Genomic DNA, 22,322 nt, shown 5'->3' with positions numbered 1-22,322 from the left:
GTCGAGCCTACTGCCCGATTCCGAGCAGCCGCGCCGCCGCCGCGGCCGTCCGGGGGCCCACCCCCAGGGCCAGCGCCGCGCGCAGGTCCTCGCCGGTGTCCACGTCCTGGCGCACCGAATCGACCGAGACGAGCCGGAGTTCCTCGGCTCCCGACGCGTGGTGACGGGCGCGGGAATCCGTGCCGAATGCGGGGAGCAATTCACGGTCCGCCGAGACGGCCAGCAGAGTGGTGCCGATTCCCGCCGCATCGGCGAGAAATGCGCGCGGGAATTCCGCCGCCGTATCCAGAACGCGCGCCAATTCTCCCGGGCGCAGTGCCGGGAGATCCGCGTTGAGCGCCGCGAGCGGAGTTTCGGGATGCAGGTGCCGTACGGCGGCGGCACCGTGCGCGAGCGCCGCGTTCAGACCCGTGCGCGGCTCGTCGGGCACGATCCGGGCCCCCAGGGCGGCCAGCGCGTGCCCCGCCGGCTGGTCGTCCGTGACGACCACCACATCCCGTACGGCCGCGCAGGCCAGCGCCGCCGCCACCGTGTCCTCGGCGAACGCGAGGGCCAGCCCGGGGCGCAGCTCGTCCCCGGCCGTGTCCGCGAGCCTGCTCTTGGCCAGCGCCAAGGGCTTCAGGGGTATGACCAAGGTCCACTGCACCGGCGTACCGTCCCCTCTCCTGTCGCGGCCATTGTCACCCGGCCCATCGGCACGCCGACGCGTCGGGCGTACGGTGTTCTCGACAGACCGGCGGCCCGGGGCGACACTTGTGCGGCTCACAGGCTCCGAGGAGAAGCCCCGGGCGAAGTGCCGAGAGAAGTACCGGGAGAAGTCCCAGAGGGAAGGTGTCCGCGTGCCCCGCCGCAGAATCGGCTTCTGGTACCGCTTCGCAGCGGTCCTCTGCAAACCCTGGCTGGTGGTTCTGATCAAGCGGGACTGGCGCGGAATGGAGCACATTCCGGCCGAGGGTGGATTCATCACCGCCGTGAACCACAATTCACACGTCGACCCCTTCGCCTACGCGCACTACCAGTACAACACCGGACGGGTGCCGCGGTTCCTGGCGAAGAGCGGCCTCTTCAAGAAGGGGTTCGTCGGCGCCGCGATGCGCGGCACCGGGCAGATCCCCGTCTACCGCGAGTCCACGGACGCGCTGAGCGCCTTCCGGGCCGCGATCGACGCGGTGGAGCGCGGCGAGTGCGTCGCCTTCTACCCCGAGGGCACCATCACCCGCGATCCGAACCTGTGGCCCATGACGGCCAAGACCGGCGCCGCGCGGGTCGCGCTGCAGACCAAGTGCCCCGTGATCCCCGTCGCCCAGTGGGGCGCCAACGAGCTGCTGCCGCCGTACAGCAGCAAGCCGCACCTCTTCCCGCGCAAGACCCACCACGTGCTCGCGGGCCCGCCCGTGGACCTCACGCGCTTCCACGGCCAGGAGATGACCGCGGAGGTCCTCAAGGAGGCCACGGAGGTCATCATGGCGGCAGTCACCCGCCTGCTGGAGGAGATCCGCGGCGAGAAGGCGCCCGAGACGCCCTACGATCCGCGTCAGGAGCGGATCGAGCAGCGGCGCCGCACCCAGGCGGAGACCGGGGTGGAGACCGCCGCCCAGACCGGTGCGCAGCCCAGTCACGAGGGGGAGAGCAGCAAGTGAGCAAGTCCGTCAAGGCGGCCGTCTTCGGTACCGGATCCTGGGGGACCGCCTTCGGCACGGTCCTCGCCGACGCGGGCTGCGAGGTGACGCTGTGGTCGCGCCGCCCCGAGCTGGCCGAGGCGGTCAACTCCACCCGGACCAACCCGGACTACCTGCCCGGCGTCGAGCTGCCCGAGAACCTCCGGGCCACCGCCGACGCGGCCGAGGCCGCCCGCGGCGCCGACTTCACCGTCCTCGCGATCCCCTCCCAGACCCTGCGCGCCAACCTCGCCGAGTGGACCCCGCTGCTCGCCCCGCACACCGTCCTCGTCTCCCTGATGAAGGGCGTCGAACTCGGCACGACCATGCGGATGAGCGAGGTCATCGAGGACGTCGCCAAGGTCGGCCGGGACCGCGTCGCCGTGGTCACCGGGCCCAACCTGGCCCGTGAGATCGCCTCCCGGATGCCGGCCGCGTCCGTGGTCGCCTGCACCGACGAAACCGTCGCCCGGGCGCTCCAGACCGCCTGCCACACGCCGTACTTCCGCCCCTACACCAACACCGACGTGGTCGGCTGCGAGCTGGGCGGTGCGGTCAAGAACGTCATCGGTCTGGCGGTCGGCATCGCGGACGGCATGGGGCTCGGCGACAACGCCAAGGGCTCCCTCATCACCCGCGGGCTCGCCGAGACCACCCGCCTCGGTCTGGCGATGGGCGCCGACCCGCTGACCTTCGCCGGGCTCGCCGGCCTGGGCGACCTGGTGGCGACCTGCTCCTCGCCGCTGTCCCGCAACCACACCTTCGGCACCAACCTCGGCAAGGGCATGACCCTCCAGGAGACCATCGCGGTCACCAAGCAGACCGCCGAGGGCGTCAAGTCCTGCGAGTCGGTGGCCGATCTGGCCCGCCGGCACGGTGTCGACATGCCCATCACCGAGACGGTCGTCGACATCGTCCACGAGGGGAAGCCGCCGGTCGTCGCGCTCAAGGAGCTGATGTCGCGCAGCGCGAAACCCGAACGACGCTGAGCGAACCCGGCACGACGCTGAGCGAACCCGGCGGGTGACCGCTGACTCCCGGCCCTACCACCGGGTACTCTCAAGCCGATATGAGCACCGAGAACCTCCCCCAGAATCCCGAGCAGCCCCCGCGCAAGCCGCGGGTGGCCGTCGTGTCCGGTGGCCGCAGCTCCGAACACGGGATCTCCGTGGTCACCGCCGGCGCCGTCCTGAAGGCCATCGACCGGACCAAGTACGAGGTCCTGCCGATCGGCATCACCCGGGACGGGCGCTGGGCCCTCATCGCCGACGACCCCGAGCGCATGGCGATCACCGACCGCCGTACGCCCGACATCGAGGCGCTCGCCGAGTCGCAGGAGGGCGGCGTGGTGCTCCCCGTCGACCCCGCCAACCGCGAAGTCGTCTACAGCGAGCCCGGATCGGTGCCCAAGGCGCTCGGCGAGGTCGACGTGGTCTTCCCCGTGCTGCACGGCCCCTACGGCGAGGACGGCACCCTCCAGGGCCTGCTGGAGCTCTCCGGCGTCCCGTACGTCGGCTCGGGCGTGCTCGCCTCGGCCGTCGGCCAGGACAAGGAGTACATGAAGCGGGTGTTCACCTCCTTCGGGCTCAAGGTCGGCCCGTACGTGGTGATCCGGCCCCGCGAGTGGGAGCGGGACGAGTCCGCCGCCCGCAAGAAGATCGTCGACTTCGCCGGCGAGCACGGCTGGCCGCTGTTCGTGAAGCCCGCGCGCGCGGGTTCGTCGATCGGCATCACCAAGGTCGACGACCTGGCCGGCCTGGACGAGGCGATCACCGAGGCACAGCGCCACGACCCGAAGATCCTGGTCGAGGCGGCCGTGCGCGGCCGGGAGATCGAGTGCGGGGTCCTGGAGTTCGAGGACGGCCCGCGGGCCTCCGTCCCGGCCGAGATCCCGCCGCCGGACGCGCATGCGTACTACGACTTCGAGGCGAAGTACATCGACTCCACGCCCGGCATCGTCCCCGCGCCGCTCACCCCGGAGGAGACCGCCGAGGTCCGCAGGCTCGCCGTGGACGCCTTCGAGGCGGCCTCCTGCGAGGGCCTGGTCCGCGCGGACTTCTTCCTCACGGAGGAGGGCGACTTCGTCATCAACGAGATCAACACCATGCCGGGCTTCACCCCGATCTCGATGTACCCGGCGATGTGGCAGGCGACGGGCATCGGCTACGAGGAACTGGTCGACCGACTGATCCAGGCGGCCCTGCGCCGCTCCACGGGGCTCAGGTAGCCCACCGCACGGGGCGCGGGGACCTGCGCGAGCAACCCCGCACCGCCCGTACTCGGCGCACGACCGCGCCCCGCACGGCGCTCAGTCGGCGATCCCTTCGGGCACCGCCCTCTTGACGGCCGGTGCCAGGTCGATCAGCACCGAAGAGCTGTCCACGTCCTTCGGCACCGTCACCTCGACATAGGCGAGCCGGCCGGCCGTCGTGAAGCGGTACCCCCCGCCGTCCCGCTTCTCCATCAGCCAGTCGACCCCGTTCACGCCGCCGGCCACCGCGTCCGCGTCCTGGCCCTGCGCCACCTTCGGATCCACCATCTTCGGCGGCCGTTCCACACCGCAGCGCAGTATGATCGCCGGGTCTCCCCAGCCCGCGGTCAGTGCGGACGCGGGCTCGGGATCCCGGCGGCCCCGGCCGTCCACCTTCGACGGCAGTGCCTCGTCCAGGTCGCGGCACAGCTTCACGGTCTTCGCCGTGGGACGGGGAACCGCCGCCGACGCGCCACCGTCTGCCGAGGAGCAGCCCACGGCGGCGCAGAGCAGAACGAGGGCGGGCAGGCGAGCGGGCGGACCACCGGGCCGGTGACGGAAAAGGTTCACCGGCCAAGGGTAGACGGGGGCTACAGATGCACGACCGGACAGGTCAGGGTGCGGGTGATCCCGTCCACCTGCTGGACCTTGGCGACCACCAGTCTGCCGAGGTCGTCGACCGTGTCGGCCTGGGCCCGCACGATCACGTCGTACGGACCCGTCACGTCCTCGGCCTGGACGACCCCAGGAATCTTGCTGATCTCCTCGGCGACGGTCGACGCTTTGCCGACCTCCGTCTGGATCAGGATGTACGCCTGTACCACGGAACCTCCAGGGCGGCCACGAGGATCATGTGGGGAAAAGGAACGCCACGGTATCGCGTCGCCGCGTGCCACGGGGAGACCCGCGGGACGCACGGCCCCCGTGCCGGGGTGCAGGGATGGCAGAGGTTGACGGTCACGTCGGCCGTCCCGGTAGGGCGGGCCGTCTCGGCCCCCTCGACCGTATCGAGGACACTGGTGCTGCGCGACCGGGCACGGACAGGGACAGAAGGGGCGAAAGGGAAATGAAGGGCACTGTTGGTGAGCTCGGGGAGTTCGGGCTCATCAGGGAGCTCACCTCCCGTCTCACCACCACCTCCGCGGTGCGGGTCGGCCCCGGCGACGACGCCGCGGTGGTGGCCGCGCCCGACCGCCGGGTCGTGGCCAGCACCGACATCCTGCTGGAGGGCCGGCACTTCCGCCGGGACTGGTCCACCGCCTACGACGTCGGCCGCAAGGCCGCCGCCCAGAACCTGGCCGACATCGCCGCGATGGGCGCGGTGCCGACCGCGCTGCTGCTCGGCCTCGTCGTGCCCGCCGAGCTGCCGGTGACCTGGCCGAGCGAGCTGATGGACGGCATCCGCGACGAGTGCCAGGTGGCGGGCGCCTCCGTGGTCGGCGGCGATGTCGTACGGGGCGACATGATCATGGTGTCGATCACCGCGCTCGGCGACCTGCGCAACCAGGAGCCGGTCACCCGGGCGGGCGCCCAGCCCGGCGACCTGGTCGCGGTGACCGGCTGGCTCGGCTGGTCCGCCGCCGGGTACGCGGTCCTCTCCCGCGGCTTCCGCTCCCCGCGCGCCTTCGTCGAGGCCCACCGCCGCCCCGAGCCGCCGTACCACGCGGGCCCGGCCGCGGCCGCCCTCGGCGCGACCGCGATGTGCGACGTCAGCGACGGACTGATCGCCGACCTCGGGCACATCGCCGAGGCCAGCAAGGTCCGCATCGACATCCGCTCCGGCGCCATCGACATCCCCACCCAGATGAACGACATCGGGTCGGCCGTCGGCGTGGACCCCATCCAGTGGGTGCTGACCGGGGGAGAGGACCACGCGATCGTGGCGACCTTCCCGCCGGACGTGAAGCTGCCCGCCCGGTGGAAGGTGATCGGCGAGGTCCTCAACCCCTCCGCGCTGCCCCAGGTGACCGTCGACGGGGCGCCCTGGACCCGGCAGGGCGGCTGGGACCACTTCGGGGACATAGAAGGAGGGTGAGGACGGTGCGACCGCGCGTCCTCACGGTGGCCGGCTCCGACTCCGGCGGCGGCGCCGGCATCCAGGCCGACCTGAAGACCATGCTCGCGCTCGGCGTGCACGGCATGAGCGTCCTCACCGCCGTCACCGCGCAGAACTCCGTCGGAGTGCAGGGCGCCTGGGAGCTGCCCGCCGAGGCGGTGCGCGCCCAGTACCGCAGCGTCGTGGACGACATCGGCGTCCAGGCCGTGAAGACCGGCATGCTCGCCTCCGCCGAACTCGTCGACACCGTGGCGGCCCTGATCGCCGGCACCGACGCACCGGCCGTCGTGGACCCGGTGGGCGTCTCCAAGCACGGTGACCCCCTGCTCGCCGCGTCCGCCCTCGACTCCGTACGGACCCGGCTGCTCCCGGTGGCGACCGTCGCCACGCCCAACCTCGACGAGGTCGCCCAACTCACCGGGGTACGCGTCGAGTCCGAGGAGCAGCTGAGGCAGGCCGCGGCGGCCGTGCTGGCGTACGGACCGCGCTGGGTGCTGATCAAGGGCGGCCACCTCCCCGGCGACGCCGTGGACCTGCTGACCGACGGCACCGAGGAGCACTGGCTGCGCGCGCCGCGCCACGACAACCGGCACACGCACGGCACGGGCTGCACCCTCGCGTCCGCGATCGCCTCGCACCTCGCCCGCGGCCGGTCCGTGCCGGAGGCCGTGACGGCCGCCAAGCGGTACGTCACGGGCGCGATCGCCGCCGGCTTCCCGCTCGGCGCCGGCATCGGCCCCGTCGACCACGCCTGGTCCCTCACCCGCCCCACGGCCTAGGGCTCCGGGGCAGTACACCCAGGCCGCACGGGCACAGCAAAAAGCCGGCCCACACGAGGTGGACCGGCTCGTTGCAGCGAACCAGCAGTGGCCGCGCACTCAGCAGTGCGTCAGCGCGAGACCTTGCCGGCCTTGATGCACGAGGTGCAAGCGTTCACGCGCTTCGGCGTCCCGCCGACCACGGTACGCACACGCTGGATGTTCGGGTTCCAGCGGCGGGACGTACGGCGGTGCGAGTGCGAGATGTTGTTGCCGAAGCCCGGCCCCTTGCCGCAGACGTCGCAGTTGGCAGCCACGGGTCACTCCAAAGACTTCAGATGCACTTACGGTTGGATCCCGGCATGCCGGGATCGAGATCGCAGGATCAGAGATCTGAGTGGCGTAGCCAGGGGAATGGCCCGATCGGATCGGGCAACCGGAGCAGCATACAACGACTGCGCCAGTAGAACGAAACTACCACGGCTGCTCTACGCTGCGTGCAGTCCAGCAGCTCAGGGAGGCGCAGGTGGCGCAGGTGCCGCAGACATTCTTCGATGCTCTCGCGGTGCGGACCTGGTGCTCGCTCGCGCTCACGGCGCTGGGCCGCGCGCGCGAGGAGATCGACGCGATCAACGTCTACCCCGTCGCGGACGGCGACACCGGCACCAACCTCTATCTGACCGTCGAGTCCGCCACGACCGCCGTGGAGGCCGTGTTCGCGGGGTACGAGACCGCTCCGACGGCCGTGCGCAGTCCGTCCCTCGCCGACGCCGCGCACGCGATGGCGCACGGCGCGCTCATAGGGGCGCGCGGGAACTCGGGGACGATCCTCGCCCAGCTCCTGCGCGGCATGGCCCAGGTCCTCGCCGACGGACGTGAGACCTCTCACACCGACGCGGACGGGCTGCGACTGGCCCTGCGGCGCGCCGCCGACTCCGCCCGCCAGGCCGTCGCCCACCCCGTCGAGGGCACGGTCCTGTCCGTCGCCTCGGCCGCCGCCGACGCCGCCGAGGGCACCGGGGGCGACTGCGGGACCGTCGCCCGCGCCGCCTACCGGGGGGCGTGCGCGGCCCTGGCCGCGACCCCGGCCCAGCTCACCGTCCTGGAGCACGCCGGGGTGGTCGACGCCGGCGGACGGGGGCTGGTCGCCGTCCTCGCGGCCCTGGTGGAGACGTTCACGGGCGAGGCGCCGGTCTACTCGCCAGCGCTCCCCGGGGGCGGGACGCACACGCGCGAGGAGGCCGGTCCGCAACCGGCCACCGCGGACTGCGCCGACGCACCGGGCGGCGCGGACGGCCCCGCCTTCGAGGTGATCTACCTCCTGGAGGCCGAGGACCCGGCCGTCGCCCGGCTCCGGCAGCGACTGGACGCCCTCGGGGACTCCCTGGTCGTGGTCGGCGGCGACGGCCTGTGGAACGTCCACGTCCACGTGGACGACGCGGGCGCCGCCGTCGAGGCGGGCGTCGAGGCCGGACGGCCGTACCGCATCCGCATCACCCACTTCGGCGCCGGTGACGCCCACACGCGCGGGGGCGAACGCCCGGTCCGCGAGCGCGTCCAGCGGGCCGTCGTCGCCGTCGTGCCCGGCGAGGGCCTGGCCGGGCTGTACACCGAGGCCGGCGCGACCACCGTCCTCGCCCGCCCCGGGGAGCCGCCCGCCAGCGGGGAACTGCTGGAGGCCGTACGACGGGCCCACGCGCGCGAGGTCGTCCTGCTGCCCAACGACGCCGAGCTGCGCCACACCGCCGCCGCGGCCGCCGAACAGGCCCGCTCGGAAGGCATCCGGGTCGCCCTGATCCCCACCCGCTCCGCCGTCCAGGGCATCGCCGCGCTCGCCGTCCACGAAGCCGACCGCCGCTTCGACGAGGACGTCGTCTCCATGACCTCCGCGGCCGGCGCCACCCGCTACGCGGAGGTCGCCGTCGCCGAACGCCAGTCGTGGACCATGGCCGGCATCTGCCAGGCCGGGGACGTCCTCGGGCTCATCGACGGCGACGTCGCCGTCATCGGCGCCGACGTCACCGCCACCGCCGAGCGGACCCTGGACCGCATGCTCTCGGCGGGCGGCGAGCTGGTCACCCTGGTGCTCGGCGACGACGCCCCCGAAGGCATCGCCGACCACCTGGAGAGCCGGGTACGGGAGGCCTACCTCGCCGTCGACACGGTCGTCTACCGCGGCGGACGACAGGGCGCGCTGCTGCTGATCGGCGTCGAGTAACCGCTACGCGCCGGACTCGTCGCGCTGCTCCAGCGCCACCTGCAACAGCTGCTCCGCCTCGGCCCGCCGGCCCGCCACCGTCCCCTCCTCGTGCCCCGGGCCGTCGCCGTCCCCGGTCTCGTCGTCGTCCGCCTGCGCGTAGGCCCGCAGCACCGCACGCGCGCGTGCCGCCGCCTCCGCCGGCCGCCCCAGGTCGGCCTCCAGCCAGCCCGCGGCCAGCTCCGCGCCGGTCCGCGCGTGCAGCGCGTCCCCGTCCAGCGCGACGAACACCGCCACCGCCTCCGCCATCTGCGACAACGCCTCCTCCAGAGCGCCCCGGATCGAGTCGTCGTCGGCGTCCTCCGACGCCGAGCGGGCCAGCAGATCCCCGAACTGACGGTGCGTGTGCCCGAGTTCGGCGACCAGCCGCAGCCGCGCCTCCTCGTCGTCCTGGGCCGCGGCGAGCGCGTCCACGCACTCCTCCACCGCGCCGGCCATCAGCGCCCGCGCCCCCTCCGTCCCGTCCTCGGTGCGCAGCGCCAGCCACGCGCGGGCGCGCAGGGCACGCACCAGCCCGTGCACATGGCCCAGGGCACGCCACAGCTCCCCCGCGCGCGCGTACGCCCGGTCCGCCTCCTCGTGCAGCCCCGCCTGCCCCAGGGACTCGGCGGCCAGATGCGCGAGCGTCGCGTGGTCGTGCTGCTCGGGCCAGTGCCGGGCGATCTCCGCCGCCTGGAGCCGGCGCTCGGCGGCGTCCCGGTGCTCGCCCAGCTCGCTCAGACAGTCGCCCAGCCACCACTGCGTCTGGACGACCGCCCCGTCCCCGTGCGTCTCCTCCCGCAGATCGGCCAGCGCCGACTCCAGCACCTCCGCCGCCTCCGCCCAACGCCCCAGCCGGACCAGGTACCCGCCGAGCTGGTGCCGCGCCCACGCACCGAACGTCGGGCCCTCACCCGCCTCGTCGGCCCAGTGCGCCGCCTCCAGGGCGTGCTCCGCGGCCTCCGCCGCCTGCCCCCGCTCCCCGACCACCTCGGCGAGCTGCAGATGCAGCTGGGCCCGCCCGACCGGCTCCAGCACGGGCCCGCCGTGCTCCAGTGCCGCCCGCAGCGCCCGCTCCGCCTCCGCCATGTCGCCCAGATGGTGCGCCAGACCCGCCAGCCGGGCCTCGTACTCACAGGCGAACCACGGCAGCCCCGCCCCGGTGAACTCCGCGGCGGCCCGCGCGAACAACCGCGCGCCCGCCTCGACGTCCCCGGAGTGTGTGGCGAGCTCCCCGAGCATCGCGTGCCCCTCGGCGAGCCGCGCCGTCAGCCGGACGTCGTCCCCGGTCCGCCCCTCCACCAGCGCGAGCAGCTCCCGTACGGCCGCCTCCGCCTCCCCCAGCACCGTCTCCGCCATCGGCCCGTCGGCCTCGTGCACCCGCCGCATCAGGATCCGCGCCCGCGCCATCAGCACCCCGGCCGCCTGCCGCACCTGCGTGCCGCCCTCGGCGTACAGCGCGAGCACGTCGTCGTACGGCCCCGCCACCGCCGCGAGCGCCTCGTCGACGTCCTCACCGGCGAGCGCACGGACGTACGCCCCTCGCGCGCGTGCCGCCAGCGCCTCCCCGGGGTCCTCCGCCTCCGCGTACAGTTCCGCCGCCTGCTCGAACGTTTCCGCACCCCGCGGGCCCAGCGCGATCGCCTCGTGCTCGGCGATCTCCGCGCGGTCACGTGCGTCCAGCGCCACCCCCTCCGCGGCCTCCGCCGCCCGCGCGACCGCCGCCCACGCCTCCACGGCCTGCGGCCGCAGCGTGTCGGACAGCCGCCGCGCCTCGGCGAGCAGCTCCGGCAGACCGGACCCCACCGGCTCCGCCGCCGCGGACGGCACCGGCGCGCCCACCGCGACCGGCCGCGCCGCACGCACCCCCAGCGGCAGCCGCTCCACCAGCGGACGCTGCGCCATCCGCTCCCGCGCCCGCTCACCGACGTACGCCGTGCCGTTGCGTTCGTCGAACCGCGCCGCCAGCGCCAGCGCCTCCGCGCGCGCGTGGGCGGCCAGTTCACCGGCCGTCCACTCCCGCCCGGCCGGACCGGGCACCCGCTGCCCGCCCAGCTCGAGCTCCACCAGCCGCTCCGTCAGCAGCACCACGACACACAGGAAGTCCAGCTTGCTGCGCGGATGCCCGTCGTCCGTGAAGTACGCCGGCCGCTCCGCCAGCAGCTCCAGACCCCGCGCCTCGTTCCCGGTCAGGGCGCAGAACTCGACGTGATCGGCGTACGCGCCCCGCATGCTCTCCATCGGCCGCACCAGCCGGAAGCCCCGCAGATGGTGGGCGCGCGCCTCCTCCAGCCGCCCCAGCCGCAGCAGCGGCACCAGCGACGAGGCCAGCACCGTGTGCGGCTCGTGCGCACAGGCGTACTCACCCTCCAGGACCGGCGCCCACACCCGCAGCGCCTCCTCGTCCCGGCCCCGCTCCGCCTGCCACCAGCCCTGGCCGTGCAACTCGCACGCGTGACAGTCCGCCATCGCGTCCCGGTCCGCGGCCAGCCACGCGGCGAACGCCCGCTCCGCGCGCGGGACGTCCCCCACATGCGCGGCCACACTGAACTCGGCACTGCGCACCGCACGCTCCGAGTGCCCGGCGAGCCGGTAGCGGTGCTCCATCTCGCCCAGCCACTTCTCCACCGACGCCAGCGGGACGTGCGGCTGGTCGAGCATCCCGGCCGACATCCACTTGAAGACCCAGTGCAGCGCATGCGTCTCGTGGTCGTCGAAGTCCCCGGGCCGCTCGTCCCACAGGCGCAGCAGCCGCGCGAACGGGACGAACATCTTGTCCTTCTCGGAGCTGTAGTTGTAGACCTTCAGCTGGTGCCCGAGCGCCTCGATCACCGCCAGCGGGATGTTCAGCTTCTCGGCCTCCGCCAGCAACTGCTCCGCACGCGCGTTGCGCGCCGGCCCCTCCGGCTGCTCGCCGTTCTCCGCCATCGCCCGGCGGAGCCCGTCGAAGTCCCTGATCTCACTCATCGGTGGTCGTCCTCCCCGTGTGCGGACCCCCCGTGCGTGGCCCATTCCAGAAGGCCGATGAACGCCCGGTTCAGCAAGGCCGAGTCCGCGGGCCTGAGCGGCCGCTGCGCCATCAGCAGCGCCTGCCCGTACAGGGACTCCGCGGCGGTGCCGATCAGTTCCGCCTCCCCCAGCGAACTGATCCGCCGGATCAGCGGGTTCAGATGGTTCAGCACCAGACGCGCGCGGGGGGCGCCGCCGCGCAGCGAGCCCAGGATGCCCGCCCACAGATCGTCCGCCTGCGCCTCGGCCTCCGCCCGCGCCTGCTCGTGCCGCGCCGCCCGGTCGTCCAGGTGCAGCGCGGGCACGGACAGCGGATGGAACGCCCGCAGGACGACGTCACAGCCCAGCGGGTCCAGCTTCGCCCGCGCGGCCGCCATGAACCCCGCCAGCGCCAGCTCCTCCGCCGGGTCCACCGCGTCCAGGTGCGCCGTCACGGTGTCCGCGTCCAACTCGGCGACCACCGTCCCCGGCCGCACCGACGGCAGCGCCTCGACCAGCTCGCTGTCATACGTGTAACCGCCGTTGACCACCCCGACGCCCTGCGCGGCCGCGATCGGCGCCACCTGCCGGTACTCCTCCACCGTCCGCGTGAAGTGCACCACCGGGTGCCGCTGCGCGAACTCCTCCAGCGACAGCGGCCCGTCGCTCGTCTCGAACGGCAGCCACGGCAGCATGGTCCGCAGCATCTCCGCATCGTGCCGGGCCAGCGACTTCACCCCGAGGTGGTGCACGGCCAGGAACGCCGAGAGGCGCTCCGGATCACCCGCCGCGAGCCCCGTCAGCCAGGACCGGATCCGCTCCCCGAGCGCCTCCCGCACGGCGGCCAGTGTCTCGTCCTCGTACAGCGCCTCGCGCGAGGCCGTCGGCCGCAGACTGTCCGTGTCCAGGACGCAGCGCACGAAGAACGCCCAGTCGGGCAGGAGCTGTTCGGCCCGTTCGGTCAGCAGCATGCCCTTCAGGTGCACCCGGTGCGTCGCCCGCTGGGCAGGGCTCACGGCCGCCGGCAGCACGTACGCCACCCCGCGGATCCCCGCCAGCGGCACGTCCAGATCGATCGTGTCCAACGGCGTGAACCCGAACAACCCGTGGCAGTGCCGCGCCAGCGCCACCCGCCGGTTCGCGGGGGAGGGGTACGGCCGGTCCCAGGGCGCCGGCAGATCGGTGACCGCCTCCTCGCCCACCCGGACGTCGTAGGGCAGCAGCGAGCCGAAGTCCCGCGCCAGCCTCAGCACCCGTTCCTCGGTGAGCCACTCCCCGGCCCCGGCGCGCGCCACCAGCTGCACCGTGGTGCCCGGCTCGGGCCGTTCGTCGTGCGGCAGGGTCCGCACGGTGTACGAACCGTCGTCGCGCGCCGTCCACTCCACCGGCGGCGCGGCGGGCGTCCGGGCACTGCGGCTGACCACCCGGATCCGCTCGGCGACCACGAAACAGGCCAGCAGCCCGATGCCGAACTGCCCGAGGAAGTCGGAGCGCGCCTCCTGGAGGCCCTCCGCCCGCTTGGAGCTGCGCCCGATGGTCGCCAGCAGGTCGTGCACGTCGGCCTCGGTGAGCCCGACGCCGGAGTCCTCCACCCGCAGGGTGCCGCCCGAGGCGTACAGCCTGACCCGCGCCGGGGCGCAGGGCTCCTCGGCCCGCCGGGCGGTGATGGCGTCCACGGCGTTCTGCAGCAGTTCCCGCAGATAGACCTTGGGGCTGGAGTAGAGGTGATGGGACAGCAGGTCCACCAGACCACGCAGGTCGACCTGGAACGTATGAGGTGACGGTGATGCCTGGGATGACTGTGAGGTCTGGGAGTCCATCGCTGCAGCGCCGCGAAGTGGGGACGAGCACGGCGCGGGGTCGGGCGGTCCCGGTGGGGCGGTGACCGCGGATGATGGCCGGAGGCGCGTCATCCTAGAGCCCGAACGAGCCGTCTGACCAGGTCTTTCAGGACACGTATCGAGCAATGTCAGTGGCGTGGTGTGCAATGGATCCCGTGCCCGCACTCGAAGAACCACTGAAAAAGGTGCTCGGCCCACCTACCGCGAAGGTGATGGCCGAGCACCTCGGCCTGCACACCGTCGGTGACCTCCTGCACCACTATCCCCGCAGATACGAGGAGCGCGGCCAGCTCACCCACCTCGCCGACCTCCCCATGGACGAGCACGTCACGGTGGTCGCCATGGTCGCCGACGCCCGGCTGCACTCCTTCGCCTCGGCCAAGGCCCCCCGCGGCAAGGGGCAACGGCTGGAAGTCACCATCACCGACGGCAGTGGCCGAGTCCAGCTGGTCTTCTTCGGCAACGGCGTCCACAAACCCCACAAGGACCTCCTGCCGGGCACCCGCGCGATGTTCGCCGGCAAGGTCTCCCTCTTCAACCGCCGCGTACAGCTGATGCATCCGGCGTACGAACTGCTGCGCGGCGACACCGAGGAGACGGTGGAGACCTGGGCGGGCGCCCTGATCCCCCTCTACCCGGCGACGGCCAAACTGGAGTCCTGGAAGATCGGCAAGGCGATCCAGACCGTCCTGCCCAGCGCCCAGGAGGCCGTCGACCCCCTTCCGCCCGCCCTGCGCGAGGGCCGCGGCCTGCTCAGCCTGCCCGAGGCCCTCCTCAAGATCCACCGTCCGCACACCAAGGCCGACATCGCCGACGCCCGAGCCCGCCTCAAGTGGGACGAGGCCTTCGTCCTCCAGGTGGCCCTGGCCCGCCGACGGCACGCCGACGCCCAACTCCCCGCCGTCCCGCGCCGACCGTCCCCCGACGGCCTCCTCGCCGCCTTCGACGACCGCCTCCCGTTCACCCTCACGGAGGGCCAGCGCAAGGTCTCCGCGGAGATCTTCGACGACCTCGCCACCGCCCACCCGATGCACCGGCTGCTCCAGGGCGAGGTCGGCTCCGGCAAGACCCTGGTGGCCCTGCGCGCCATGCTCGCCGTCGTCGACGCCGGGGGGCAGGCCGCCATGCTGGCGCCCACGGAGGTGCTCGCCCAGCAGCACCACCGCTCGATCGTGGAGATGATGGGCGAGCTGGCCGAGGGCGGCATGCTGGGCGGTGCCGAGCGGGCGACCAAGGTCGTGCTGCTGACCGGCTCCATGGGCGCCGCAGCCCGCCGCCAGGCCCTGCTCGACCTGGTCACCGGCGAGGCCGGCATCGTCATCGGCACGCACGCGCTCATCGAGGACAAGGTCCAGTTCCACGACCTGGGCCTGGTCGTGGTCGACGAACAGCACCGCTTCGGCGTCGAACAGCGCGACGCCCTGCGCGGCAAGGGCAAGCAGCCCCCGCACCTCCTCGTCATGACCGCCACCCCCATCCCGCGCACGGTCGCGATGACCGTCTTCGGCGATCTGGAGACCTCCGTCCTCGACCAGCTCCCGGCCGGCCGCTCGCCCATCGCGAGCCATGTGGTCCCCGCCGCCGACAAACCCCACTTCCTGGCCCGCGCCTGGGAACGGGTCCGCGAGGAAGTGCAGAACGGCCATCAGGCGTACGTCGTCTGCCCCCGCATCGGGGACGAGGAGGACGACCCGAAGAAGGCCCGCAAGCCCGCGGCGGACGAGGCCGACAAGCGCCCCCCCGCTGGCCGTCCTGGAGGTGGCCGACCAGCTTCTCCCAAGGCCCTCTGCACGGCCTGCGCGTCGAGGTCCTCCACGGCCGTATGCCCCCCGACGACAAGGACGCGGTCATGCGCCGTTTCGCCGCCGGGGACACCCACGTCCTGGTCGCCACGACCGTCATCGAGGTCGGCGTCAACGTCCCGAACGCCACCGCCATGGTGATCATGGACGCCGACCGGTTCGGCGTCTCCCAGCTGCACCAGCTCCGCGGCCGCGTCGGCCGGGGCTCCGCCGCCGGTCTCTGCCTCCTGGTCACCGAGACCCCCGAGGCGGGCCCCGCCCGCCAGCGGCTGAACGCCGTCGCCTCCACCCTCGACGGCTTCGAACTCTCCCGCCTCGACCTCGAACAGCGCCGCGAGGGCGACGTCCTCGGACAGGCCCAGTCCGGCGCCCGCACCTCCCTGCGGGTCCTCGCCGTGATCGAGGACGAGGAGGTCATCGCCGAGGCGAGACAGGAGGCGATGGCAGTGGTGACGTCCGATCCGGAACTGACAGGACTCCCCGGCCTGCGCACAGCCCTGGACGCCCTCCTGGACGAGGAGCGGGAGCAGTACTTGGAGAAGGGCTGAGGAGCGGCCCACCCAGGGGCGCGGGGCGGTATTGAATATGCGGCTACCGCCGCGCGTGCGCGACCAGCCACACTGAACGTAAAGTCGCCCACCACCAAGGACCGAAGATGACCCGCGTGATCGCCGGCAAAGCCGGCGGACGCCGCCTCGCCGTCCCGCCGGGGACCGGCACCCGCCCCACCTCGGACCGTGCCCGAGAAGGCCTCCTGTCCACCTGGCAGTCCCTCCTCGGCGGCCCCCTCGACGGCGAACGAGTCCTCGACCTCTACGCCGGATCGGGGGCGGTGGGCCTGGAGGCCCTCTCCCGGGGCGCGAGCCACACCCTCCTCGTGGAGGCCGACGCCCGCGCCGCCCGCGTCATCCGCGAGAACGTGAAGAACCTCGCCCTCCCCGGCGCCGAGGTCCGCGCGGGCAAGGCGCACCAGGTGATCCAGACGGCGCCCACGGAGCCGTACGACGTCGTCTTCCTGGACCCGCCCTACGCCGTCACGGACGACGATCTTCGCGAGATTCTCCTCACACTCCGCTCGGGGGGCTGGCTCGCGCCCCGGGCGCTCGTCACCGTGGAGCGCAGCACCAGAGGCGGGGAGTTCGGCTGGCCGGACGGTTTCGAAGCGCTCCGGGCCCGTCGTTACGGCGAGGGAACGTTTTGGTACGGTCGCGCCGCCTCTACGTGCGAAGACGCACGATGACCGGACCGGAGAGCGAGGGATCACAAGTGCGCCGCGCCGTCTGTCCCGGGTCGTTCGACCCGATCACCAACGGACACCTCGACATCATTTCCCGCGCCTCCCGTCTCTATGACGAGGTCTATGTCGCGGTCATGATCAACAAGTCCAAGAAGGGCCTCTTCGAGGTCGACGAGCGACTCGACCTGATCCGTCAGGTCACCGCCGAGTACGGCAACGTACGGGTCGAGGCCTTCCACGGCCTGCTCGTCGACTTCTGCAAGCAGCGCGACATCCCCGCCATCGTCAAGGGGCTGCGCGCGGTCAGCGACTTCGACTACGAGCTGCAGATGGCCCAGATGAACAACGGGCTGTCCGGGGTCGAGACGCTCTTCGTCCCGACCAACCCCACCTACAGCTTCCTGTCCTCCTCCCTGGTCAAGGAAGTGGCGACCTGGGGCGGCGACGTCTCCCACCTGGTCCCGCCGCTCGTCCTCGACGCTCTCAACGAGCGCCTGCGCAAGGACTGATGGGGCTACAGTCGTCCCGTCCGTCTCCAACACAGCTGTAGAGAGTGGCGAGCACCCGGTGGACGTACAGAAGAAGCTCGACGAGATCGTCACGGCGGTCTCCAGAGCCCGGTCGATGCCCATGTCGGCCTCGTGCGTGGTCAACCGCGCCGAGCTGCTCGCCCTGCTGGAAGAGGTGCGCGCGGCCCTGCCCGACTCGCTCGCCCAGGCCCAGGAGCTGATCGGCGACCGCGACCAGATGGTCGAGCAGGCCCGCCAGGAGGCCGACCGGATCATCTCCACCGCGCACGTCGAGCGCGGCTCGCTGATCTCCGACACCGAGATCGCCCGCCGCTCCCAGGCCGAGGCCGACCGGATCCTCGCCGAGGCCCGTCGGGAGGCCGAGGAGGTCCGCGCGGAGGCGGACGACTACGTCGACTCCAAGCTCGCCAACTTCGAGGTCGTCCTCACCAAGACCATCGGCTCGGTGGGCCGGGGCCGCGAGAAGCTCCTGGGCACCGGCCCCGGGCTGGACGAGCAGGGCTACGAGGACGAGGACGCCCCCGAGCGCAGCCACGACCCCGAGACCCTGCGCCGGGACGCCGACACCTACGTCGACACCAAGCTGGGCGCCTTCGAGGCCGTCCTCACCAAGACCCTGGAAGCCGTCGGCAAGGGCCGGCAGAAACTGCACGGGCGGATCGCCAGCGACGACCTCGGCGCGCTCGCCGACGACAACACGACCTTCCAGCACTCCTCCGACGCCGACTACCTCGCCGACCTCGCGGCCCTCGCCGAGCAGGACAACGCGGCCGCGGCCGCGTCCGGACAGGGGACGCCGCAGCCGTCGTACGAGGAACAGCCGGTCGCGTACGCCTACCCGCAGCAGGACCAGTACGGCTACGACCAGACGTACGCCCAGCCGGACCCCTACGGCTACCAGCAGGCGGACCCCTACGCGGTGGCGTCCTACCAGGGCTACGACGCCCAGCAGACCGGCTACGACCCGCACCAGCAGCCTCACCAGCCCCAACCGGACCAGCAGCCCCAACAGGCCCAGCAGGCCCAGCAGTCCTACGCCCTCGACGAGACCAGCCTCTTCGACACGGGCATGATCACTCCGGAGCAGCTGCGCGCCTACGAACAGGGCCGTGGCATCTAGAGCCACCCGGATTGGGCTGTGGGCGAAAGCTCCAGTATCCTGGCTCTTCGGTCGCGAGTACGTCCGCGATTACCGCTGCCCGCAACACCGAAGGGCGGCGGCCCTCAGAGTTCGAAAGATCGAAAGCAGGAATGGCCCCCAACGCTCGCCTAGACCACCGCAACCCCCTCGTGTTCGACACGCACGAGCTGGGCCGGCGTCCCGGCGCGCTGCAGCGGCTGGCCCGCACGGTCGACGCCCCCAAGGACTTCGGCGTCCAGGGAGTCATCGGAGTGCCGGAAGGCGCCCCGGTGGAACTCGAACTCCGCCTCGAGTCGGTCATGGAGGGGGTGCTCGTCACGGGCACCGCCCGTGCACGGGCCGCGGGGGAGTGCGTAAGGTGTCTGGAGCCGCTCGAGCTCGCTCTCGAAGCGGACTTCCAGGAGATGTTCTCGTACCCCGACGCCGACGACCGTGGCCGCGTGAAGGCGGAACCGGTCGACGACGCTGAGGACGACGAGGACACGCTCTTGCTCGAGGACGGCATGTTCGACCTCGAACCCGTGCTGCGCGATGCGGTGGTGCTCGCACTGCCGATGCAGCCGGTGTGCCAGGACGACTGTCCCGGTCTGTGCTCCGAGTGCGGAGCCCGGCTGGCGGACGACCCGGACCACCATCACGACGCCGTCGACATCCGTTGGGCGGCACTGCAGGGACTCGCCGGTTCACTCGAAGACGGCGAGAAGGACGAGATGAGCGGCGCTGACGCGGAAGCGGGCGTCGACGAGAAGCAGGAGAAGTAGCCGTGGCTGTTCCGAAGCGGAAGATGTCGCGCAGCAACACGCGCCACCGCCGGTCGCAGTGGAAGGCTGCGGTCCCCACCCTGGTTGCGTGCGAGCGCTGCCACGAGCCCAAGCAGCAGCACATCGCGTGCCCGTCTTGCGGCACCTACAACAAGCGCCAGGTCCTCGAGGTCTGAGCGGCTGGTGAGAGGCTCCGTGTCTAGCCCCAAGAAGGCGGAAGACGCCAAGGCGGATTCCACCGCCAAGAAAAAGGCGGACAACACGGCCTCGTCCCACACGCTTCTGGAAGGGCGGCTCGGCTATCAGCTCGAGTCCGCCCTTCTGGTGCGTGCGCTGACCCACCGCTCCTACGCGTACGAGAACGGCGGTCTGCCGACGAACGAGCGGCTGGAGTTCCTCGGGGACTCCGTGCTCGGCCTCGTCGTCACGGACACGCTGTACCGCACCCACCCCGATCTGCCCGAGGGCCAACTGGCCAAGCTGCGGGCCGCGGTGGTCAACTCGCGTGCGCTGGCGGAGGTCGGTCGTGGCCTCGACCTGGGCTCCTTCATCCGGCTCGGCCGGGGTGAAGAGGGCACGGGCGGCCGGGACAAGGCGTCCATCCTCGCCGACACCCTCGAAGCGGTGATCGGCGCGGTCTATCTCGATCAGGGCCTCGACGCGGCCTCCGAACTGGTGCACCGCCTGTTCGACCCGCTCATCGAGAAGTCCTCGAACCTCGGTGCCGGCCTGGACTGGAAGACCAGCCTCCAGGAGCTCACCGCGACCGAAGGGCTCGGCGTCCCCGAGTACCTGGTCACGGAGACCGGACCCGACCACGAGAAGACCTTCACTGCTGCCGCCCGCGTCGGAGGCGTCTCGTACGGCACCGGCACCGGCCGCAGCAAGAAGGAGGCGGAGCAGCAGGCCGCCGAGTCCGCCTGGCGGTCCATCCGGGCCGCCGCGGACGAGCGCGCCAAGGCGGTGCAGGCGGCCCAGGCCGCGGCAGCCGTCGAGGCCGACACCGGCGCGGACCCCGAGTCCGCCTCCGCCTGATAGGAACACGACAGTACGGCGCCCGTCCCTCACCACCCGGGGGGCGGGCGCCGCACATCCGGGGGATCGCCATGCCCGAGTTGCCCGAGGTCGAGGTCGTCCGGCGCGGTCTGGAGCGCTGGGTCGCCCAGCGCACGGTCGTCGACGCCGAGGTGCTGCACCCGCGCGCCGTACGCCGTCACCTCGCCGGCGCCGACGACTTCACGCACCGGCTCGAAGGCCGGCGCATCGGCACCCCGAGCCGCCGCGGGAAGTACCTCTGGCTGCCGCTGGAGGACACCGGCCAGGCGATCCTCGCCCACCTCGGGATGAGCGGCCAGCTCCTGGTCCAGCCGCAGGGTTCCCCCGACGAGAAGCACCTGCGCATCCGTGTCCGCTTCGCCGACGCGCTCGCCACCGAGCTCCGCTTCGTCGACCAGCGCACCTTCGGCGGCCTCTCGCTGCACGACACCACCCCCGACGGGCTGCCCGACGTCATCGGGCACATCGCCCGCGACCCCCTCGATCCGCTGTTCGACGACGAGGCCTTCCACCAGGCGCTGCGCCGCAAGCGGACCACGATCAAGCGGGCACTGCTCGACCAGTCGCTGATCAGCGGCGTCGGCAACATCTACGCGGACGAGGCCCTGTGGCGCTCACGTCTGCACTACGAGCGCGCGACGAGCGGCTTCACCCGGCCCCGCACCCAGGAACTCCTCGGGCACGTCCGGGACGTGATGAACGCGGCCCTCGCCGTCGGCGGCACCAGCTTCGACAGTCTGTACGTCAACGTCAACGGCGAGTCGGGCTACTTCGACCGCTCCCTGGACGCGTACGGGCGGGAGGGGCTGCCCTGCAAGCGGTGCGGCACACCGATGCGCCGGCGCCCGTGGATGAACCGGTCCAGCTATTTCTGCCCGCGGTGTCAGAAGGTGCCGCGCGTCCCGTCGTAGCGCTCCCGGGCCGCCAGGACGTCGTCCATGCGGCCCTCCACGAAGTGGATGAGGGTCAGCAGCCGCTCGGTGACCTCGCGGCCGAGCGGGGTCAGTTCGTAGTCCACCCGCGGGGGGTTGGTCGGCTGGGCCTCGCGGCGCACCAGTCCGTCGCGCTCCAGCGCGTGCAGCGTCTGGGACAGCATCTTCTCGCTCACGCCGTCGATCCGGCGGCGCAACTCGTTGAAGCGCAGTGATCCGTCGTGGAGCGCGCCCAGGGTGAGGCCGCCCCAGCGGCCCGTGACGTGCTCCAGCGTGCCGCGCGAGGGGCAGGCCTTGGCGAACACGTTGTACGGGAGGTCCAGGTCCTCCGCGCGCTCCTGGCTGCTGGTCATGTCATCAGCGTACGCGACGGCAGCGCTAACCAACAGGTTGCACTAACCAAAAGTTAGTGCTTTCCTGTGGTCACCGTCTCCGAGCTGCCCTTCCGAGGAGTTCCCATGTCCAAGCCCGTCGTTTCCGTCGCCTACCACTCCGGCTACGGCCACACCGTCGTCCTCGCCGAAGCGGTCCGCACCGGTGCCGTCGAGGCGGGTGCCGAGGTGCATCTGATCAAGGTCGACGAGATCACCGAGGAGCAGTGGAGTCTGCTCGACGGCTCGGACGCGATCGTGTTCGGGTCACCGACCTACATGGGCACCGCGTCCGGCGCCTTCCACGCCTTCGCGGAGGCCACCTCGGCGCGCTGGGCCACCCAGGCCTGGAAGGACAAGCTCGCCGCCGGCTTCACCAATTCCGGTTCCAAGAGCGGCGACAAGCTGCACACGCTCCAGTTCTTCCAGATCCTGGCCGCGCAGCTCGGCATGCACTGGGTCAACCTCGGTCTGCTGCCCGGCTGGAACAGCAGCAGCGCCTCCGAGCACGACCTCAACCGCCTCGGCGTGTTCCTCGGCGCGGCCGCGCAGACCAACGTCGACGAGGGTGCCGAGGCCGTCCACAAGGCCGATGCGGCGACGGCGGAACACCTGGGCCGACGGGTCGCCGAGACCGCGTCGGTCTTCCTGGCCGGCCGGGCCCAGGCTGCATGATCGTTTCTGCGTCGCTCCGGCGGGCGCGG

At 72.3% G+C, this 22,322-nt stretch carries 21 protein-coding genes and 1 pseudogene; 15 read left to right on the top strand and 7 right to left on the bottom strand.

The genetic code is table 11. The features are described 5' to 3' along the window. Window positions 1-7: 7 nt before the first annotated feature. Window positions 8-646, bottom strand: coding sequence for a 2-phospho-L-lactate guanylyltransferase (gene cofC, locus U5640_RS13270; RefSeq protein WP_340376027.1), 639 nt, complete (start codon window positions 644-646; stop codon window positions 8-10). 193 nt (window positions 647-839) lie between these two features. On the opposite strand from cofC, the gene U5640_RS13265 reads away from it, so the two are divergent. From U5640_RS13265 to U5640_RS13255, 3 genes are all read left to right on the top strand, one after another. Further along, window positions 840-1,640 (top strand): 1-acyl-sn-glycerol-3-phosphate acyltransferase, encoded by an 801-nt coding sequence (locus U5640_RS13265; protein WP_340376026.1) that lies wholly within the window; start codon window positions 840-842, stop codon window positions 1,638-1,640. Continuing rightward, the gene (locus U5640_RS13260) at window positions 1,637-2,647 is read left to right on the top strand and encodes an NAD(P)H-dependent glycerol-3-phosphate dehydrogenase (protein WP_340376025.1); all 1,011 of its coding nucleotides are present in this window, start codon (window positions 1,637-1,639) and stop codon (window positions 2,645-2,647) included. The genes U5640_RS13265 and U5640_RS13260 overlap by 4 nt, the downstream gene beginning before the upstream one ends. A gap of 80 nt (window positions 2,648-2,727) precedes the next feature. Then, window positions 2,728-3,885, top strand: a complete 1,158-nt coding sequence (locus U5640_RS13255; RefSeq protein ID WP_340376024.1) for a D-alanine--D-alanine ligase family protein — start codon at window positions 2,728-2,730, stop codon at window positions 3,883-3,885. A gap of 81 nt (window positions 3,886-3,966) precedes the next feature. Here the strand turns inward: U5640_RS13255 and U5640_RS13250 are convergent, their stop codons facing one another. Then, window positions 3,967-4,479: a DUF3515 domain-containing protein gene (locus tag U5640_RS13250; protein WP_340376023.1), complete on the bottom strand. Its 513-nt coding sequence runs from the start codon at window positions 4,477-4,479 to the stop codon at window positions 3,967-3,969. Window positions 4,480-4,499: 20 nt separating this feature from the next. Beyond that, window positions 4,500-4,733, bottom strand: a complete 234-nt coding sequence (locus U5640_RS13245) for an Lrp/AsnC ligand binding domain-containing protein (protein ID WP_030793842.1) — start codon at window positions 4,731-4,733, stop codon at window positions 4,500-4,502. A gap of 242 nt (window positions 4,734-4,975) precedes the next feature. Here U5640_RS13245 and U5640_RS13240 point away from each other — a divergent pair, with 242 nt between their 5' ends. Next, window positions 4,976-5,944, top strand: a complete 969-nt coding sequence (locus U5640_RS13240; RefSeq protein ID WP_340376022.1) for a thiamine-phosphate kinase — start codon at window positions 4,976-4,978, stop codon at window positions 5,942-5,944. Window positions 5,945-5,949: 5 nt separating this feature from the next. Continuing rightward, entirely contained in the window at window positions 5,950-6,744 is a 795-nt protein-coding gene (gene thiD, locus U5640_RS13235) for a bifunctional hydroxymethylpyrimidine kinase/phosphomethylpyrimidine kinase (protein WP_340376021.1), read from the top strand. A gap of 110 nt (window positions 6,745-6,854) precedes the next feature. Here thiD and rpmB read toward each other — a convergent pair whose 3' ends face one another. Beyond that, window positions 6,855-7,040 (bottom strand): 50S ribosomal protein L28, encoded by a 186-nt coding sequence (gene rpmB, locus U5640_RS13230; RefSeq protein WP_003993230.1) that lies wholly within the window; start codon window positions 7,038-7,040, stop codon window positions 6,855-6,857. A 209-nt stretch (window positions 7,041-7,249) separates the two neighbouring features. Between rpmB and U5640_RS13225 the strand changes: the two genes are divergently transcribed. Further along, a complete protein-coding gene (locus tag U5640_RS13225) occupies window positions 7,250-8,941 on the top strand; it encodes a DAK2 domain-containing protein (protein WP_340376020.1) in 1,692 nt (563 codons plus the stop codon). A 3-nt stretch (window positions 8,942-8,944) separates the two neighbouring features. On the opposite strand, the gene U5640_RS13220 is transcribed toward U5640_RS13225, so the two are convergent. Both U5640_RS13220 and U5640_RS13215 read right to left on the bottom strand, forming a co-directional pair. Next, window positions 8,945-11,926, bottom strand: coding sequence for a tetratricopeptide repeat protein (locus U5640_RS13220; RefSeq protein WP_340376019.1), 2,982 nt, complete (start codon window positions 11,924-11,926; stop codon window positions 8,945-8,947). After that, complete coding sequence (locus tag U5640_RS13215) at window positions 11,923-13,767, bottom strand: HSP90 family protein (protein ID WP_340376018.1); 1,845 nt, start codon at window positions 13,765-13,767, stop codon at window positions 11,923-11,925. The genes U5640_RS13220 and U5640_RS13215 overlap by 4 nt, the downstream gene beginning before the upstream one ends. A gap of 167 nt (window positions 13,768-13,934) precedes the next feature. Here U5640_RS13215 and recG point away from each other — a divergent pair. From recG to mutM, 8 genes and pseudogenes are all read left to right on the top strand, one after another. Then, window positions 13,935-16,138, top strand: a pseudogene (gene recG, locus U5640_RS13210) (ATP-dependent DNA helicase RecG). A 35-nt stretch (window positions 16,139-16,173) separates the two neighbouring features. Further along, window positions 16,174-16,830: a 16S rRNA (guanine(966)-N(2))-methyltransferase RsmD gene (gene rsmD / locus U5640_RS13205; protein WP_340385053.1), complete on the top strand. Its 657-nt coding sequence runs from the start codon at window positions 16,174-16,176 to the stop codon at window positions 16,828-16,830. Window positions 16,831-16,856: 26 nt separating this feature from the next. Next, window positions 16,857-17,336 (top strand): pantetheine-phosphate adenylyltransferase, encoded by a 480-nt coding sequence (gene coaD / locus U5640_RS13200; RefSeq protein WP_067257385.1) that lies wholly within the window; start codon window positions 16,857-16,859, stop codon window positions 17,334-17,336. Between the two features lie 58 nt (window positions 17,337-17,394). Next, window positions 17,395-18,477 (top strand): ATP synthase F0 subunit B, encoded by a 1,083-nt coding sequence (locus tag U5640_RS13195; RefSeq protein WP_340376017.1) that lies wholly within the window; start codon window positions 17,395-17,397, stop codon window positions 18,475-18,477. Between the two features lie 131 nt (window positions 18,478-18,608). After that, on the top strand, window positions 18,609-19,259 hold the full coding sequence (locus tag U5640_RS13190) for a DUF177 domain-containing protein (RefSeq protein WP_340376016.1): 651 nt from the start codon (window positions 18,609-18,611) through the stop codon (window positions 19,257-19,259). 2 nt (window positions 19,260-19,261) lie between these two features. Beyond that, a complete protein-coding gene (rpmF, locus tag U5640_RS13185) occupies window positions 19,262-19,435 on the top strand; it encodes a 50S ribosomal protein L32 (RefSeq protein ID WP_003951102.1) in 174 nt (57 codons plus the stop codon). A gap of 7 nt (window positions 19,436-19,442) precedes the next feature. Further along, window positions 19,443-20,294 carry a ribonuclease III gene (gene rnc, locus U5640_RS13180; RefSeq protein WP_340376015.1) on the top strand — a complete coding sequence of 284 codons (852 nt, stop codon included), beginning with the start codon at window positions 19,443-19,445 and terminating at the stop codon, window positions 20,292-20,294. Window positions 20,295-20,365: 71 nt separating this feature from the next. Then, on the top strand, window positions 20,366-21,226 hold the full coding sequence (gene mutM, locus U5640_RS13175) for a bifunctional DNA-formamidopyrimidine glycosylase/DNA-(apurinic or apyrimidinic site) lyase (protein ID WP_340376014.1): 861 nt from the start codon (window positions 20,366-20,368) through the stop codon (window positions 21,224-21,226). On the opposite strand, the gene U5640_RS13170 is transcribed toward mutM, so the two are convergent. Continuing rightward, window positions 21,199-21,600: a helix-turn-helix domain-containing protein gene (locus U5640_RS13170; protein WP_340376013.1), complete on the bottom strand. Its 402-nt coding sequence runs from the start codon at window positions 21,598-21,600 to the stop codon at window positions 21,199-21,201. The two genes, mutM and U5640_RS13170, sit on opposite strands and share 28 nt — an antisense overlap. A 105-nt stretch (window positions 21,601-21,705) precedes the next feature. Between U5640_RS13170 and U5640_RS13165 the strand changes: the two genes are divergently transcribed. Next, window positions 21,706-22,293, top strand: coding sequence for a flavodoxin family protein (locus U5640_RS13165; protein WP_340376012.1), 588 nt, complete (start codon window positions 21,706-21,708; stop codon window positions 22,291-22,293). The last annotated feature ends 29 nt before the right edge of the window (window positions 22,294-22,322 follow it).

Origin of the sequence: Streptomyces sp. SS7, from assembly GCF_037993025.1 — a bacterium.
Classification (GTDB): domain Bacteria; phylum Actinomycetota; class Actinomycetes; order Streptomycetales; family Streptomycetaceae; genus Streptomyces.
Note: the sequence above shows the minus strand (reverse complement) of the source record. Positions and strands in the feature narration are given on the sequence as shown.

Bases quoted from the DNA above. Each gene is read 5' to 3' on its own strand.
- U5640_RS13255 (WP_340376024.1), top strand. From the start codon at position 2,728: ATGAGCACCGAGAACCTCCCCCAGAATCCCGAGCAGCCCCCGCGCAAG.
- U5640_RS13240 (WP_340376022.1), top strand. From the start codon at position 4,976: ATGAAGGGCACTGTTGGTGAGCTCGGGGAGTTCGGGCTCATCAGGGAG.
- U5640_RS13220 (WP_340376019.1), bottom strand. From the start codon at position 11,926: ATGAGTGAGATCAGGGACTTCGACGGGCTCCGCCGGGCGATGGCGGAG.
- U5640_RS13215 (WP_340376018.1), bottom strand. From the start codon at position 13,767: ATGGACTCCCAGACCTCACAGTCATCCCAGGCATCACCGTCACCTCAT.
- U5640_RS13190 (WP_340376016.1), top strand. From the start codon at position 18,609: ATGGCCCCCAACGCTCGCCTAGACCACCGCAACCCCCTCGTGTTCGAC.
- mutM (WP_340376014.1), top strand. From the start codon at position 20,366: ATGCCCGAGTTGCCCGAGGTCGAGGTCGTCCGGCGCGGTCTGGAGCGC.
- U5640_RS13170 (WP_340376013.1), bottom strand. From the start codon at position 21,600: ATGACCAGCAGCCAGGAGCGCGCGGAGGACCTGGACCTCCCGTACAAC.
- U5640_RS13165 (WP_340376012.1), top strand. From the start codon at position 21,706: ATGTCCAAGCCCGTCGTTTCCGTCGCCTACCACTCCGGCTACGGCCAC.